Annotated in this window: 14 protein-coding genes and 1 pseudogene; 7 read left to right on the top strand and 8 right to left on the bottom strand. The window is 60.3% G+C overall.

From position 1 onward, the window contains the following. The first annotated feature begins 46 nt into the window (after positions 1 to 46). Both CW267_RS13555 and CW267_RS13560 read left to right on the top strand, forming a co-directional pair. Positions 47 to 1,075, top strand: coding sequence for a FecCD family ABC transporter permease (locus CW267_RS13555; protein ID WP_162494475.1), 1,029 nt, complete (start codon positions 47 to 49; stop codon positions 1,073 to 1,075). Then, a complete protein-coding gene (locus CW267_RS13560; RefSeq protein WP_008805503.1) occupies positions 1,072 to 1,869 on the top strand; it encodes an ABC transporter ATP-binding protein in 798 nt (265 codons plus the stop codon). The genes CW267_RS13555 and CW267_RS13560 overlap by 4 nt, the downstream gene beginning before the upstream one ends. A 40-nt stretch (positions 1,870 to 1,909) precedes the next feature. Here CW267_RS13560 and CW267_RS13565 read toward each other — a convergent pair whose 3' ends face one another. The 3 genes from CW267_RS13565 to CW267_RS13575 form a co-directional block, all read right to left on the bottom strand. After that, positions 1,910 to 3,052 (bottom strand): HlyD family secretion protein, encoded by a 1,143-nt coding sequence (locus tag CW267_RS13565; RefSeq protein ID WP_023297168.1) that lies wholly within the window; start codon positions 3,050 to 3,052, stop codon positions 1,910 to 1,912. Next, the gene (locus CW267_RS13570) at positions 3,052 to 3,396 is read right to left on the bottom strand and encodes a DUF3302 domain-containing protein (protein ID WP_008805501.1); all 345 of its coding nucleotides are present in this window, start codon (positions 3,394 to 3,396) and stop codon (positions 3,052 to 3,054) included. Before CW267_RS13570 ends, CW267_RS13565 begins: the two co-directional genes overlap by 1 nt. Before the next feature lie 134 nt (positions 3,397 to 3,530). Continuing rightward, positions 3,531 to 4,172 (bottom strand): helix-turn-helix domain-containing protein, encoded by a 642-nt coding sequence (locus CW267_RS13575; RefSeq protein ID WP_072121882.1) that lies wholly within the window; start codon positions 4,170 to 4,172, stop codon positions 3,531 to 3,533. Between the two features lie 238 nt (positions 4,173 to 4,410). Between CW267_RS13575 and CW267_RS13580 the strand changes: the two genes are divergently transcribed. The 5 genes from CW267_RS13580 (at position 4,411) to CW267_RS13600 (ending at position 10,927) form a co-directional block, all read left to right on the top strand. Continuing rightward, the gene (locus tag CW267_RS13580; RefSeq protein WP_023297166.1) at positions 4,411 to 5,334 is read left to right on the top strand and encodes an aminoimidazole riboside kinase; all 924 of its coding nucleotides are present in this window, start codon (positions 4,411 to 4,413) and stop codon (positions 5,332 to 5,334) included. A 166-nt stretch (positions 5,335 to 5,500) separates the two neighbouring features. Next, positions 5,501 to 7,018, top strand: coding sequence for a carbohydrate porin (locus CW267_RS13585; protein WP_023297165.1), 1,518 nt, complete (start codon positions 5,501 to 5,503; stop codon positions 7,016 to 7,018). A 104-nt stretch (positions 7,019 to 7,122) separates the two neighbouring features. Further along, positions 7,123 to 8,493 carry a sucrose-specific PTS transporter subunit IIBC gene (locus CW267_RS13590; RefSeq protein ID WP_008805497.1) on the top strand — a complete coding sequence of 457 codons (1,371 nt, stop codon included), beginning with the start codon at positions 7,123 to 7,125 and terminating at the stop codon, positions 8,491 to 8,493. Next, positions 8,493 to 9,893, top strand: coding sequence for a sucrose-6-phosphate hydrolase (locus tag CW267_RS13595; RefSeq protein WP_100781064.1), 1,401 nt, complete (start codon positions 8,493 to 8,495; stop codon positions 9,891 to 9,893). Before CW267_RS13590 ends, CW267_RS13595 begins: the two co-directional genes overlap by 1 nt. Positions 9,894 to 9,916: 23 nt before the next feature. Beyond that, positions 9,917 to 10,927 (top strand): LacI family DNA-binding transcriptional regulator, encoded by a 1,011-nt coding sequence (locus tag CW267_RS13600; RefSeq protein ID WP_162494424.1) that lies wholly within the window; start codon positions 9,917 to 9,919, stop codon positions 10,925 to 10,927. A 47-nt stretch (positions 10,928 to 10,974) separates the two neighbouring features. Here the strand turns inward: CW267_RS13600 and CW267_RS13605 are convergent. The 5 genes and pseudogenes from CW267_RS13605 to CW267_RS13625 form a co-directional block, all read right to left on the bottom strand. Next, positions 10,975 to 11,584, bottom strand: a pseudogene (locus tag CW267_RS13605) (hypothetical protein). 185 nt (positions 11,585 to 11,769) lie between these two features. Next, positions 11,770 to 12,792: an ABC transporter permease gene (locus tag CW267_RS13610; RefSeq protein ID WP_004152946.1), complete on the bottom strand. Its 1,023-nt coding sequence runs from the start codon at positions 12,790 to 12,792 to the stop codon at positions 11,770 to 11,772. Between the two features lie 19 nt (positions 12,793 to 12,811). Next, positions 12,812 to 14,296, bottom strand: coding sequence for a sugar ABC transporter ATP-binding protein (locus CW267_RS13615; RefSeq protein WP_004202401.1), 1,485 nt, complete (start codon positions 14,294 to 14,296; stop codon positions 12,812 to 12,814). A 32-nt stretch (positions 14,297 to 14,328) separates the two neighbouring features. After that, positions 14,329 to 15,252: a sugar ABC transporter substrate-binding protein gene (locus CW267_RS13620; RefSeq protein ID WP_002892597.1), complete on the bottom strand. Its 924-nt coding sequence runs from the start codon at positions 15,250 to 15,252 to the stop codon at positions 14,329 to 14,331. Between the two features lie 430 nt (positions 15,253 to 15,682). Continuing rightward, positions 15,683 to 16,476, bottom strand: a 794-nt coding sequence (locus CW267_RS13625) for a substrate-binding domain-containing protein (RefSeq protein ID WP_101148630.1), incomplete at its 5' end; no start/stop codon positions are given.

Here is a 16,476-nt window from a genome sequence, read left to right on the forward strand (position 1 = left end):
AACCTCCGACTCCGTGCTCGACGGGCTGCCCGCCGGGACCTCTGGCGTGATAGATGACTATCGCCGTATCGTGCGTCGCCGTCTGCTGCTGATGCTCCTGCTGGCGCTGTTGATTGTCGCGTCGCTGCTGCTCGATTTTATGCTCGGCCCCTCCGGTCTGCCGCTGCAGAGCCTGTGGCAGACGTTAACCGATCCGGCCAGCGCCGATCCGGGCACGCGCGCCATCGTCTGGGATATCCGTCTGCCCTATGCGGTGATGGCGATTATCGTCGGTCTGGCGCTGGGACTGGCCGGCGCCGAAATGCAGACCATCCTCAATAACCCTCTGGCCAGTCCGTTTACCCTTGGCGTCTCCTCGGCTGCGGCGTTTGGCGCCGCGCTGGCGATTGTGCTGGGTATTGGCCTGCCCGGTATTCCCGGCCAGTGGTTTATCTCGGCCAACGCCTTTATCTTCGCCCTGCTGGCGGCCCTGCTGCTGGACGGCATCACCCGCTGGACCCAGGTGGCCACCTCCGGGGTCATCCTGTTCGGCATCGCGCTGGTCTTTACCTTTAACGCCCTGGTCTCGATGCTGCAGTTCATCGCCAACGAAGACACGCTGCAGGGGCTGGTGTTCTGGACCATGGGCAGCATCGACCGCGCCTCCTGGAGCAAAGTCGCCATCCTGCTGGTCGCCCTGGCGCTGGTGATGCCCCTGTCGCTGCGCAGCGCGTGGAAGCTGACCGCCCTGCGGCTGGGCGAGGACCGGGCCATCAGTTTTGGCATTAACGTTCGCCGCCTGCGCCTGACCACGCTGCTGCGGATCAGCATACTGTCGGCGCTTTCGGTGGCCTTTGTCGGGCCAATCGGCTTTATCGGCCTGGTGGCGCCGCATATTGCGCGGATGCTCTTCGGCGAAGACCATCGCTTTTATCTGCCCGCCAGCGCGCTGATCGGCGCTCTGGTGCTCTCCCTGGCCTCCATCGCCTCGAAGAACCTGATCCCGGGGGCCATTATTCCGGTGGGGATCGTCACTTCCCTGGTCGGGGTCCCGTTCTTTTTGAGCATTATTTTACGTCATCGGGGGCAGGCATGAGCGACCAGACGTTATCCGGGCTGTCGCTGTCTTACTTCAGCGCCGGCTACCCCAGACGCAAGGTGATCGAGAACCTGACGGTTCCCCATCTGCCGCGAGGGAAAATCACCGCGCTGCTGGGGCCAAACGGCAGCGGTAAATCAACGTTAATGCGGGCGATGGCGGGTCTGGGACCCTGCCGCGGCGAGCTGCTGCTGGAGGGGGAAAATCTGCTGACGCAGCCGTTCTCACGTCGCGCAGAGCAGGTGGTCTATCTTCCGCAGACGCTGCCCGCCGGCGTGCATCTGCATGTGCTGGAGTCGATTATCGTTGCCCAGCGCGCCGCCGGAGGACGCCACAGTCCGCAGCACCAGGAGGAGGTGATGGCGCTGCTGCGGCAGCTGGGGATTGCCCATCTGGCGATGAGCTACCTCGATCAGCTCTCCGGCGGGCAAAAGCAGCTGGTGGGTCTCGCCCAGTCGCTGATCCGCCAGCCGCGCCTGCTGCTGCTCGACGAACCGCTCAGCGCCCTTGACCTCAACTACCAGTTTCACGTGATGGATCTGGTACGCCGGGAGACCCGACGGCGCAACATCGTAACCCTGGTGGTGGTGCACGATATCAATATTGCCCTGCGTCATGCCGACCACGTGCTGATGCTCAAGGCGGGCCAGTTGCTCGGCGACGGCACCCCGGCCGCGGTCATCACCCCCGAGACCCTGGCGGCCGTCTATGGGGTGCGCGGGCGTATTGAACCCTGTTCGCAGGGGGTGCGGCAGGTCATTATTGACGGCCTGGTGGACAGCGAGGCCTGACTGCGGCGCGGGGCGGCACGTCCGCCCTGCGCCCGCCGGCTTAGTGATCGAGATAGAGGTAGTTTTCCCAGCTTTTCATGCGGATCAGGATCTTCCTGATCAGCGACAGCTCTTTCAGGTGATCCGAGTAGACCGCCGCCTCAAGGGTGGCCCCCTGCGGCAGAGCGTATTCGGCAAATCGCGGATCGGTCACCTTCAGCACCACCAGCGCCCGGCCATGGGTATTGAGCGCGTCTGTGGTCAGCAATTTGCCCTGCCCCTGAAACTGACTCTCGCCAATCGCCGGCAGCACGTCGGCCACTTCTCCGCGAAAGACGGTGCCCGGGATAGCCGGAAACATCAGCTCCGCGGGCTCGCCTTTGTGCAGACGCTGCAGGGCGTTCTGGCGAAATGCCGCGACGTACTCCCGCGAGGCGGCGCCCTCCACCGGCACAAAGGTCATCAGCGGGATCATCCCCAGGGCAGTGGACATGGTACCCGGCCGTAAGCCGACGGTGCTGACATAGCCGTCTTCCGGGGCGCGGACGACAGTGTTATCCAGCTGAAACTGCGCTTTCTGCAACTGCGCCAGCAGAGAGGCCACGGTAGTATTTTTGCCCTTCACCACCGATTCCAGCGCGTTGCGCGCCTGCACCACCTTTGCCTGAGCCGCGCTGACGCTGGCTTCATCGGCCTTCCACGTCTGCAGACGGGTATCAACCATTTGATCGGAGAAGGCGCCCTGGGCATGACCCTCCCGATAGCGGGCATATTCCCGCCGCGACTGGTCGCGCTGGGCCACCGCTCTGCTCAGCTCGGCCTGCGCCTGGCTTAACGCCGCGTTTAAGGAGAGCGCATCCTGACTGGCCGCTTTTATCTGCGCCTGCAGATCGTCTACTTTTGCCTGGAACGGCGTCGGGTCGAGGGTAAACAGCACATCGCCCTTATGCAGCATCTGGTTAGGCTTCACCGGTACGCTCTGCACCCGGCCGCGCACCTGCGACACAATCGGCACGGTGCGAAACACCTGGTTACCAACGTCGGTATACGGGAAGTTGTAGTTCATCCCGAAGATCACCGCGCCAATCAGGGCGATACCGCCGAGCACCGCCGTCGGTACGGTCCACTTATTGAGCGGGATGCGGAAGACCTTAAACACCACAATGCACAACGCGGCGTAGGTCAGTAACATTAATGTTTCCATTAGTTTGCCTCCTCCGCTTTCAGCGCAGCCACCTCGCGCTGGACCTGTTCCAGTTGCTGGACCACCGTTTCCAGACGCTGATGCAGCGCCTGCTGATCGTCGGCAATGTGGCGCATTCCCCACCCGCGATCTTCGCGCCACAGCGTTGCCCAGATCCATAACAAAGGCCACAGCGCGTGCAGGGTAAATAAGCTAACCCAGCCGGCATAATGAATCGCATCCTGATGAGGATGGCGCCGCTCTTTGGCAATTTCATAAGGAATATCGTGAATAACAATCACGCCATAAAACAGTATTAAGGCCACGGCGATCAGAATGGCCAGCGCAACATAATCCAGGGTCATAAAATAACTCCAGAGTGAAAGGTTAACTAAATAAAACAGCCAGATTCAGACGTAACGGGGCCGGGGAAAAAGCGCGCTTAGCGCTTTCCCTGGCGGTGATAGCAACGTGATGGCGTGAATCTGCCGAATCGGGTTCAGAATTTCTCAGGAATATGACGGTCGATGGAGATCAGCTTGCCTTTTTTCACCGTGATATATCCCCCCTCGCGCAGCGCGGCCAGCACCTGGTACACATAGCTGCGCGAGAGATTGGTTCGTTTAATAATAAATGCCGACAGGCTCTCATGCTGACCACCATCAATTTCGCTGCGATATAAATAGCGCGACAGCATCGATTTAATGGTCTGAAAACTGGTCTGGCTGCCGCGTTCATAGTGGGCATCAAGGGCAAATATGCCCATATAGGCCAGGATCGTGGTCAGCTCTTGCATATAGCCCGGCGACGAATGAAAGAATATTCGCTCAAAATCGCTGGCGGTTATTTTCGCCAACTGGCACTCGCCCAGACACCGATAATAGAGCGCGACCGACGGACAATAATGTTCCAGTAATCCTAACGGCATATGCGCGATAACAATCCCGACCAGGTTCTGCTCATCGCCAAAGGCCAACGTCATTTGCCCCTGCAGCAGAAAGTAGAGATAGCCCGGCTGCGGAATAAAGCCCTGGTCTTTGCCCAAACTCAGCGTTTCACTGCAGGCGATCACCGCCGGCAGATGCGTGGTCAGCGTCAGATTCTGGTACCGATCGTAAATATCGCCAAAACTGGGGTTCATCGCGCTGCGCACTCCTTTACCTTTGGCCACCGCGGCGGGGCTAACCGCGACCTGTTGAACTATACCTAAGCGGGTGGGGAAGGAAAAGTCCAGATCTGGAGTGGCGAAATATTTCGCCTGGCTCACATTTTTTACCCTCACCTCCCTGTTTCGTGACCCGATCGTTCCGCTTACCGGTGGGCTATGCTTTAATTAGCTAAACCGGTTTAACATAGTTTAGCTAAGAGGAATTTGTCGAATGAATGGAAAAATCTGGGTACTCGGCGATGCGGTCGTTGATCTCCTGCCCGATGGCGAGGGCCGCCTGCTGCAATGCCCCGGCGGCGCACCGGCCAACGTCGCGGTCGGCGTGGCGCGGCTCGGCGGCGACAGCGGGTTTATTGGCCGCGTCGGCGACGATCCCTTCGGCCGCTTTATGCGTCACACCCTGGCGCAGGAGCAGGTCGATGTGAATTACATGCGCCTCGATGCGGCGCAGCGCACCTCCACGGTGGTGGTCGATCTCGATCAGCACGGGGAGCGCACCTTTACCTTTATGGTCCGTCCGAGCGCCGACCTGTTCCTTCAGCCCGAGGATCTCCCGCCGTTTGCCGCCGGCCAGTGGCTGCACGTCTGCTCCATCGCTCTCAGCGCCGAGCCGAGCCGCAGCACGGCATTCGCGGCAATGGAGGCGATAAAACGCGCCGGGGGCTATGTCAGCTTCGACCCCAATATCCGCAGCGACCTGTGGCAGGATCCGCAGGACCTGCGTGAATGTCTCGACCGGGCGCTGGCCCTCGCCGACGCCATAAAACTCTCGGAAGAGGAGCTGGCCTTTGTCAGCGGCAGCGACGACATCGTCAGCGGCATCGCCCGGCTGAACGCCCGCTTCCAGCCGACGCTGCTGCTGGTGACCCAGGGCAAAGCGGGGGTCCAGGCCGCCCTGCGCGGGCAGGTTAGCCACTTCCCCGCTCGCCCGGTGGTGGCCGTTGATACCACCGGCGCCGGCGATGCCTTTGTCGCCGGGCTGCTCGCCGGCCTCGCCGCTCACGGTATCCCTGACAACCTCGCCGCGCTGGCTCCCGACCTTACGCTGGCGCAAACCTGCGGCGCGCTGGCCACCACCGCCAAAGGCGCCATGACCGCCCTGCCCTACAGGGACGATCTTCAGCGCTCACTGTGATCCCGTTGGGCCGGCGAACGGCCCACTTTGCTGGCGACATCACAATTCTTAAACCGGTTTAGCAATTTTTATTTTCACCGCGTTACTGACATGTTTACCATATTAACTAAACCGGTTTAGCAAAAGTTAGCACACTCACTGATTTTCACCTTTGGATGTCAACAGCATGTATAAAAAACGGAAGTTAGCCATTCTTATTGCTTTGCTAACCGGCACCGCCGCCGCCCATGGGCAGACAGACCTGAACAGCATTGAAGCGCGTCTCGCCGCCCTGGAAAAACGCCTGCAGGACGCCGAAACCCGCGCCAGCACTGCCGAAAGCCGTGCCGCCTCGGCGGAGCAGAAAGTTCAGCAGTTAACCCAGCAGCAGCAGCAAACCCAGGTCACCACCCAGCAGGTGGCCAAGCGCACCACTCAGCTGGAAGAAAAAGCCGAACGGCCTGGCGGCTTTGAGTTCCACGGCTATGCCCGTTCCGGCGTGATCATGAACGACTCGGCCGCCAGCACCAAATCCGGCGCTTATATGACCCCCGCCGGGGAGACCGGTGGCGCCATTGGTCGTCTGGGCAACCAGGCCGACACCTATGTGGAAATGAACCTCGAACATAAACAGACGCTGGACAACGGGGCGACCACCCGTTTCAAAGTGATGGTGGCCGACGGGCAAACCACCTATAACGACTGGACGGCAAGCAGCAGCGACCTGAACGTGCGCCAGGCATTTGTCGAGCTGGGCAACCTGCCCACCTTCGAAGGCCCGTTCAAAGGCTCGACCCTGTGGGCCGGGAAACGCTTTGACCGTGACAACTTCGACATCCACTGGATTGACTCGGATGTGGTGTTCCTCGCCGGGACCGGCGGCGGGATCTACGACGTGAAATGGAACGACAGCCTGCGCAGCAACTTCTCGTTATACGGCCGCAACTTTGGCGATATCGCTGACAGCAGCAACAGCGTGCAGAACTATATCGTCAGCATGAATAACTTTGCCGGCCCGGTGCAGATGATGGTCAGCGGGATGCGGGCGAAAGATAATGACGAACGGCAGGACACGAACGGCAATCTGGTGAAAGGCGATGCCGCTAACACCGGGGTCCATGCTCTGCTGGGCCTGCACAATGAGAGCTTCTATGGCCTGCGCGACGGGACCAGCAAAACGGCCCTGCTGTATGGCCACGGGCTGGGCGCCGAGGTTAAAGGCATCGGCTCCGACGGTGCGCTGCGCCCGGGGGCCAATACCTGGCGCTTCGCCAGCTACGGCACCACGCCGCTGAACGATCGCTGGTTTATTGCCCCGGCCGTGCTGGCGCAGAGCAGTAAAGATCGTTATGTCGATGGCGACAGCTATCAGTGGGCCACTCTCAACCTGCGCCTGATTCAGGAAGTGACGCAGAACTTCGCCCTCGCCTGGGAGGGCAGCTATCAGTACATGGATCTGCAGCCTGAAGGCTACAACGATCGCCACGCGGTGAACGGCAGCTTCTACAAGCTGACCTTCGCCCCAACCTTCAAGGTGGGCAGCATCGGCGACTTCTTCTCGCGTCCGGAGATCCGCTTCTATACATCGTGGATGGACTGGAGCAAAAAACTGGATAACTACGCCAACGATGATGCATTAGGCAGCAACGGGTTCAAATCGGGCGGCGAATGGTCGTTCGGTATGCAAATGGAGACCTGGTTCTGACGGTAACCCGGACGACAGGGTAAATAACACATAAATATAAGGTTCGCGGCGCCTGCCACGGCTGGCGCCGCCCACGCCATATCATCATGCATTTAGAGGGTACTATGGATTTTGATCAGATTTCCCGCTCACTGCTTCCCCTGCTGGGCGGCAAGGAAAATATCGCCAGCGCCGCACACTGCGCCACCCGCCTGCGGCTGGTGCTGGTCGACGACGCGCTCGCCGACCAACAGGCCATTGGCAAAATCGACGGGGTGAAAGGCTGCTTTCGCAATGCCGGACAGATGCAGATCATCTTCGGCACCGGGGTGGTCAATAAAGTCTATGCCGCCTTTATCCAGGCCGCAGGCATCAGCGAATCAAGCAAATCCGAAGCCGCCGACCTGGCCGCGAAAAAGCTGAACCCGTTCCAGCGCATCGCCCGCCTGCTGTCCAACATTTTCGTACCGATTATTCCCGCCATCGTCGCCTCCGGCCTGCTGATGGGCCTGCTGGGGATGGTGAAAACCTACGGTTGGGTCGACCCGAGCAACGCTATCTATATCATGCTGGATATGTGCAGCTCGGCAGCGTTTATCATTCTGCCGATCCTGATCGGCTTTACCGCCGCCCGCGAATTTGGCGGTAACCCTTATCTGGGCGCGACCCTTGGCGGGATCCTCACCCACCCGGCGCTGACCAACGCCTGGGGCGTCGCCGCCGGCTTCCACACCATGAATTTCTTCGGCATCGAAGTGGCGATGATCGGCTACCAGGGCACCGTCTTCCCGGTGCTGCTGGCGGTGTGGTTTATGAGCATGGTCGAGAAACGGCTGCGCCGCGTTATCCCTGACGCGCTGGACCTGATCCTCACCCCGTTCCTGACGGTGATTATCTCCGGCTTTATCGCCCTGCTGCTGATCGGCCCGGCCGGTCGCGCGCTCGGCGACGGTATTTCGTTTATCCTCAGCACGCTTATCAGCCACGCCGGCTGGCTGGCGGGCCTGCTGTTCGGCGGCCTCTACTCGGTGATCGTCATTACCGGTATCCATCACAGCTTCCATGCCATCGAGGCGGGTCTGCTGGGCAACCCATCGATTGGCGTCAACTTCCTGTTGCCGATCTGGGCGATGGCCAACGTCGCTCAGGGCGGCGCCTGCTTTGCGGTGTGGTTTAAAACCAAAGATGCCAAAATCAAAGCCATCACCCTGCCGTCGGCGTTTTCGGCGATGCTGGGGATCACGGAAGCGGCAATCTTCGGGATTAACCTGCGCTTTGTGAAGCCGTTCATCGCCGCGCTGGTCGGTGGTGCCGCCGGCGGCGCCTGGGTGGTGTCAATGCACGTCTATATGACCGCGGTGGGCCTGACGGCGATCCCGGGGATGGCCATCGTGCAGGCCAGCTCGCTGCTGAACTACATTATCGGAATGGCGATCGCCTTCGCCGTGGCCTTCATGCTCTCTCTGACGCTGAAATACAAAACGGACGCTGAATAATGTCATTACCGTCACGCCTGCCTGCGATCCTGCAGGCCGTTATGCAGGGCCAGCCGCAGGCGCTGGCCGACAGCCATTATCCGCAATGGCATCTGGCGCCGGTCAGCGGACTGCTGAACGATCCCAACGGCTTTTGCCAGGTCGCCGGGCGTTACCACCTGTTTTATCAGTGGAACCCGCTCACCTGTGACCATACCTATAAGTGCTGGGGACACTGGAGTTCAGCCGATCTGCTGCACTGGCGGCATGAACCTATCGCCCTGATGCCGGACGAAGAGTATGACCGCAACGGCTGCTACTCCGGCAGCGCGGTCGAGTTCGAGGGCGCCCTGACCCTGTGCTACACCGGCAACGTGAAATTCCCCGACGGCGGGCGCACCGCCTGGCAGTGCCTGGCGACGGAAAATGCCGATGGCACCTTCCGCAAGCTGGGGCCGGTGCTGCCGCTCCCTGACGGTTACACCGGCCATGTACGCGACCCCAAGGTGTGGCAGCAGGACGGGCGCTGGTACATGGTCCTCGGCGCGCAGGATTTGCAACAGCACGGTAAAGTGCTGCTGTTCACCGCCAGCGATCTGCGGGAGTGGCGCCTGGTGGGCGAGATCGCCGGACATGGCGTTAACGGTCTGGCGAACGGCGGCTATATGTGGGAGTGCCCGGATCTCTTTCCGCTGGCGGATACCCACCTGCTGATCTGCTGCCCGCAGGGGCTAGCCCGCGAAGCGCAGCGCTTTCTCAATACCTATCCGGCGGTGTGGATGGCAGGCCGCTTCGACGCCGAACGCGGCACCTTCGACCACGGCCCGCTGCACGAGCTGGACAGCGGGTTTGAGTTCTACGCGCCGCAGACCATGCTGGCCGAGGATGGCCGCCGTCTGCTGGTCGGCTGGATGGGCGTCCCGGACGGGGAAGAGATGCATCAACCCACCCGCGCACAGGGATGGATCCACCAGATGACCTGCGTGCGCGAGCTGGAGTGGCAGGCGGGCACCCTGTATCAGCGCCCGCTGCGCGAGCTGGCCGCTCTGCGCGAGGAAGCCCAGGGCTGGCGCGGGCAGACCCTGTCCCTCGCCCCGATGGAGCTGGCCTTTGACATCGCTCCCAACAGTACGCTGGGGCTGGACTTTGCCGGCGCCCTGCAGCTCACCGTCAACCGCGACGGCCTGCGTCTGTCGCGCCGCGGGCTGCAGACCGCCGAGATGCATCACCGCTACTGGCGCGGCGAAGCGCGGCGCCTGCGGATCTTTATCGACCGCTCCAGCGTGGAAATTTTCATCAACGATGGCGAAGGGGTGATGAGCAGCCGCTTCTTCCCGGGCTATCCGGGGCAGTTAATCTTCAGCGGTGCGACGCCGGTGGCATTCTGCCGCTGGCTGCTGCGGCCATGCATGGTAGTATAAGCGTTTTGCTTTCAGGCTCCTGAGTGGTGATGAAAACCAAACGCGTAACTATCAAAGATATCGCCGAACTGGCGGGCGTCTCCAAAGCGACCGCCAGTCTGGTGCTCAACGGCCGTGGCAAAGAGCTGCGCGTGGCGCAGGAGACGCGCGAGCGCGTGCTGGCGATCGCCCGCGAGCAGCACTATCAGCCCAGCATTCATGCGCGCTCGCTGCGCGATAACCGCAGCCATACCATTGGCCTGGTGGTACCGGAGATCACCAACTACGGGTTTGCCGTTTTCTCCCATGAGCTTGAGACGCTCTGCCGGGAAGCTGGCGTGCAGCTGCTTATCTCCTGCACCGACGAAAACCCCGGCCAGGAGAGCGTGGTGGTCAATAATATGATTGCCCGCCAGGTCGACGGGCTGATCGTCGCCTCGTGCATGCACAGCGATGCCGACTACCTGAAGCTCAGCGAACAGCTGCCGGTGGTGCTGTTTGACCGCTCCCCCAGCGACAGCGCCCTGCCGCTGGTGATGACCGACTCGGTGACGCCAACCGCCGAGCTGATCTCCCGCATTGCGCCTCAGCATGCGGACGAGTTCTGGTTTCTCGGCGGCCAGCCGCGGCTGTCGCCGTCGCGCGACCGGCTGGCGGGATTCACGCAAGGCCTGGCTCAGGCGGGGGTCACGCTGCGCCCTGAGTGGGTGATCAACGGTAACTACCACCCCAGCTCCGGGTATGAGATGTTCGCGGCGCTCTGCGCGCGGCTGGGACGTCCGCCGAAGGCCTTATTTACCGCGGCCTGCGGACTGCTCGAAGGGGTCCTGCGCTACATGAGCCAGCATCATCTGCTGGACTCCAATATTCATCTCGCCAGCTTCGACGATCACTACCTGTATGATTCGCTTTCCCTGCGCATTGATACCGTGCAGCAGGATAATCGCCAGCTGGCCTGGCACTGCTACGATCTGCTCAGCCAGCTGATCGACGGCCAGGCGCCGGAGCCGCTCCAGCGCTACCTCCCCGCCACCCTGCAGTTTCGCCATCCCTGACGGCGCCGTCGGCAATTAGCGTTTTCGCCGGGCGTGCGCTGCCTGCCTCACCGCCAGCAGCGCACCGGCAAACAGCATGCCCAGGCCGATCGTCACCGGCCAGCGGTAAGCCATCAGTAACGAGGGCAATCCGCCGTCCGGCGCCAGCACCACCAGATTCCAGCCCGTTAGCCCCGCCTCGCCGTTCAGCGCGCGGGTTAACATCCGCTGGTTCGGGGCGAAAGGCTGGATAGTCTGGTAGTGGCTGCCGAACAGCGGCGGCTGCATCTCCCTGGGGAACTGCGCCTGCACCTGGGCCAGTACGCTGGCCGGCAGCGCATGCGACGCCGCCAGCAGATGCCCGTCGCCATTCACCAGCAGCAGCCGATAATGCCGCTGCCGGGCGAGGGTATGGAGTTCGGCGCGCATCGCCGCCAACGGCCAGGCGGCTTCCCGCTGCGGCGCCGGCGTGTTCATTCGCCGCTCAAGGCGTTGCGCCACCCACTGCGCATCCTCCTCCAGCTGGCGGGTCTGCATCTCACGGTAAACCTCTCTGGCCGGCAAATTCACGCCCTGACCGAGCGCCAGGATCGCCAGTCCGGCGATCAGCGTGACGATAATGCCTCTGCTTGCCGGTCGCCAGAGCGGCGAGGATTTGACAACGGATGGTGTATTCATACGACTCCAGAAACCGGAGGCCACGCATGGGCCCCCTGACGAATGGACAACGGAAGTGGCAAAACTGTACAGGATGAGCCGCGTGGGCAAAACAGACTGGCCGCGCCTGGCGGGGCGTATTTTGTTTATTTCTGGACAGGACGGGCGGCAACGACATCCTTTGCCGCTGCCGCCCGTTGATAAGATTAGTGTTTTTTCCGGTTGCGACGCATGTCGATGGTCACCGCGGCGACAATAATGATGCCCTTAATAATATCCTGCACGTAGGCATCGACGCCGACAAAGGTAAAACCGCTTTTGATCAGACCAAGGATCATCGCGCCAATCAGGGTGCCGGTAATGCGCCCCACCCCGCCCATTAAGCTGCTGCCGCCGATCACCGCGGCGGCAATCGCGTCCAGCTCGTAGGACATCCCCATGCTCGACTGGCCGCTGCTGACGCGCGCCGCCAGCACCACTCCCGCCAGCCCGGAGAGCGCCCCGGCGATGGTGTAGACAATCACCAGGTACTTATTCACATTGATGCCGGACACTTTGGCCGAGGTCATGTTGCCGCCGATGGCATACACATATTTGCCATAACGGGTATGCTTCAGCGCAATGTGAAACACGGCGGCGATCACGAAGAAGATAATCACCGGCATCGCCCCCTGACCTATCGCCGTAAAGCTGTCGGAGAGGAAGCTGATCGGGTTGCCCTGGGTGTAATACTGCGCCAGACCGCGCGCCGAAACCATCATCCCGAGGGTGGCGATAAACGGCGGAATACCGGTCCGCGTCACCAGAAAACCGTTGGTCAGCCCGCACAGCAGGCCGACGCCGATCCCCGCGCAAATGGGGATCACCGCCGGCAGGTTGACCAGCGCCGGGAACATCGGCGACAGGCTGTCGGAAGTTTGCGCCAGGCTCGCCGCCACCACCGCCGCAAGGGCGATAACCGAGCCGGAGGAGAGGTCAATCCCGGTGGTGATGATCACCTGGGTGACGCCGACGGCGATGATGCCGATGATCGCCACCTGCAGCACAATCAGCACCAGGCGGTTGGTATTGAGCAGGAACGACTGGTCGCGAACATACCAGCCGGCAATTTCAAAAGTCAGGGCAATGACCAGCATCACCACAAAGATGCCGGTATCTTTCGGCATTTTATGCCGCAAATTAGCGAAGAAGGAGGAACCCTCGCTGGCCGGAGCCGCCGTTAATTTCATATTACTCATTCTCTGTGCCTCAATGGGATGCCAACGACAAAATGGTTTCCTGGTCGGCTTCGTCTTTTTCCAGGATGCCGGTGATACGGCCTTCATGCATCACCATAACCCGATCACTCATGCCAAGGATTTCCGGCAGCTCAGAGGAGACCATAATGACCGCCACCCCCCGATTCGCCAGTTCACTGATCAGATGATAAATCTCCGCCTTCGCCCCGACGTCGATACCGCGGGTCGGCTCATCGAGAATTAAGATTTTCGGTTGCGCTAACAGCCAGCGCGCAATCAGGACTTTTTGCTGATTCCCCCCGCTGAGGTTATTAATAATTTGATCCATCGTCGGCGTTTTAATATTGAGCCGGCGAATTTGCTCCATGCAGTCTTCGGCCATTTTCACGTGCTGGACAAAACCGCTCTTGCCGATATATTCCGGCATTTTGACGATACTCATATTTTCCAGCACCGACAGCACCAGAAACAGGCCCGACTTTTTGCGATCTTCGGTTAATAACGCCATCCCCTTTTCAATCGCCACGGAGGGGGAATCAATGGTCACCGGCGCCCCGTCGATCAGCACTTCGCCGCTGTCGAAGCGCTCCATACCGAACAGGCTTTCCATCACCTCGCTGCGCCCGGCGCCCACCAGCCCGGCCACGCCAAGGATTTCACCGCGGCGTACAGTAAAGCTGACGTCATGGAACACGCCCTGGCGCGTCAGGTTGCGCACCGTCAGCACCTCTTCGCCGATGGTGTTATTAAATTTCGGAAACAGCTGAGTTAATTCGCGGCCCACCATCTGGGTGATCAGCGACTGCCGGGTAAATTCGGTGGTGTTTTTGCTCCCCACCCAGGTGCCGTCGCGAAACACGCTGATCTCATCGGTAATGGCAAAGATCTCATCCATTTTGTGACTGATATAGATGATCGCTTTACCCTGGGCGCGCAGGTCGCGGATGATGGTGAACAGGTGAGCCACCTCGCCTTCGGTCAGCGCCGAAGTGGGCTCATCCATGATCACGATATCCGCGTTCCACGAGACTGCTTTGGCAATCTCCACCATCTGCTGGGCGGCGATGCTCAGGTCGCCCACCAGCCGGTCGGCGGTTAAGCGGATATTAAGCTTGTCCAGCAGCGCCTGGGTCTGGCGGGTCAGCTGGCCGTGGTCGACAAAGCCGTACTTCATCGGCTCGCGCCCCAGCCAGATATTCTCCGCCACCGTCATATGCGGCACCAGATTGAGCTCCTGGTGGATCATCGAGATCCCCGAGCGCAGCGCATCCATGGTGTCGGTAAACTCCACCGGCTCCCCTTTCACGCGAATCGACCCTTTATCGGGGCGATAGATACCGATCAGGCACTTCATCAGCGTGGATTTACCGGCGCCGTTCTCGCCCATCAGGGCATGCACCGTTCCCGGACGCACGCGCAATGAGACATTATCGAGCGCCTTCACGCCGGGGAAGAACTTACTGATACCTTCGGCTTCAAGTGCAAAAGCGTTCATACATCCACCTCCGTACCACGGGTTGGCCAGGACTATTTCTGATTACGGTTAGTAAATTCAGCCATGTTCTCTTTGGTGATCAGCTGATACGGCACGTCGATGATTTTTTCCACTTTCTCGCCATTCGCCAGCTTGATGGCCGCGTCGACTGCGCCTTCACCCTGGCCTTTCGCATCCTGGAAGATGGTGGCGATCATTTTGCCGCTCTTCAGCATCTGCAGGGCATCCGGAGTGCCATCCACGCCAGCGATGAGAATATGGTTCGGGTTTTTGCCCAGTGCCTGCAGGGCGCCGATCGCCATTTCATCGTTGTTGGAGGCGATGGCCTGGATATCCTCACCGCTGGTCATCCAGTTGCTGACCACGTCCACGGCGTCATTGCGGGTAAATTTCGCGGTCTGCTTCTGGACGATTTTGATGTTCGGGTATTTCGCCACCACCTCTTCCACCCCTTTGGTACGATCGCGGGTGGACTCATTCGCCAGGTCGCCGAGCAGGATCGCCACATTGCCCTTACCGTTCATCGCTTTCGCCAGCGCTTCCATCTGCAGACGGCCGGCGAGAATGGAATCCGACCCCACATAGGCCATCTTGTCGGTCAGCTCCGCCTGCGGACGGCGGTTCACAAACACCAGCGGGATCCCGGCTTTGGTGGCCTGATCCATAATCGGTTTCACCGCATTGGTATCCACCGGGTTGACGATAATGGCGTCCACCCCCTGACCGATAAAGTTTTGCACCTGCTGCAGCTGCTGGGAGACATCCCCTTTTGCGTCCTCGATCTGCGATTTAACGCCGTCTTTTTTCATCTCTTTTTGCATCGAGGTCCGCAGGATCGTCAGGAAGTTATCGTCAAACAGCGCCATGGAGACGCCAATAGAGACGTCTTTTGCCATAACCACCGCAGGCAGCATGCAGGCTAACAAAGAGGCAACAATCGTTTTCTTAATATTCATAGTTGATCCTTGATTTTGTAGGTACGCCGGTGAATGAAACAAAATGAAAAATTAATTTCAGTTACGTTGCGGCAAATGTCTGCTGTGATATCGACGACGCTGCGGCACCTCTCGCACTCCATCGTGATCTAAATCACAAATTACGGCTGTTTTTTCATCACTTTTTTGAAACGTTAGTCCATTTACGCCGCAACCTGGATTTCAGACCATTTATTTCATTAACAAGACATTTGAAACTTTTATAAGTAAATAACTGAAATGAAAATTTTAAAACTATGCAGTAACAGAATTTTGACAGACATCTAACATTGCCGCATAAATGAGCGAAAAATGAGAGGCAGACAACGCTTTGACGCGATCGCTTCCCCGCCAGGCGGGTATTTACCCGCCAGGGATAGTCATGCGGTCAGGAGGGGATACGCCGACCGACTCAGTCGACGTTTTCGGCGCTGTAGAGGATAAAGTCGACTTTACCGTCGGCATAGGTTTGCGGCTGGTAGCCGGACTCCAGATGGCGCAGCATCAGGTCGATCGCCAGCTGGGCGTGTTGGCGGGTGTTCTGATCGAGCGTTAACGCCAGACTCCCCTTCGCCAGCTGCTGCCGGGTGGTGTTGTAACGCTCATGGGTGATCCAGCAGACGTCGCCTTCGCGGCGGTGGCGGGCCAGCGCCTCGGCAATCTGGGTATTGCCAAGCCCGGTGTTATAGATCCCAACAATATTCCGGCTGCGGCACAGGGCCTGTTCCAGCAGGCGGGTGATCTGCTCCCGCCGCTCCTCACCCGCCAGCACGTCGCTGAGCTGCAGGTGGGGAAAGCGCTGGCTCAGCACCTCGCGAAACCCCTGAATGCGCAGGCGATGCGCGCTGTAATCTTGCCGGCCGCTGACCATCAGCACCTCGCCGGGCCGCGGCGTCATCCTCCCCAGCATTAACCCCGCCGTGCGGCCAGCCTGCAGCTGATTGATCCCCACGTGGCAGAGTCGGTCGGCGCCGGGCAGGTCCGTCGCCAGGGTGATCGCCGGGACGCCCGCCTCCCGGCAGCGGCGCAGCGCGTCGTGCACTGCGGGATGGTCATTGCCGAAGACGATGATCCCCTGACGCTGCTGGCAGCTGCGCACAATGCGCCGGGCCAGGGTCGTCGGCTGCGACTCCGGGACAAAGGTGCGGTGCAGGGTCAGACGGCGATAGCCGAGGCTATCCGCCACGGCGGCAAAATCCTGCGCCA

Origin of the sequence: Klebsiella sp. X1-16S-Nf21 (assembly GCF_002837615.1) — a bacterium.
Taxonomy (GTDB): Bacteria; Pseudomonadota; Gammaproteobacteria; order Enterobacterales; family Enterobacteriaceae; genus Klebsiella; species Klebsiella variicola.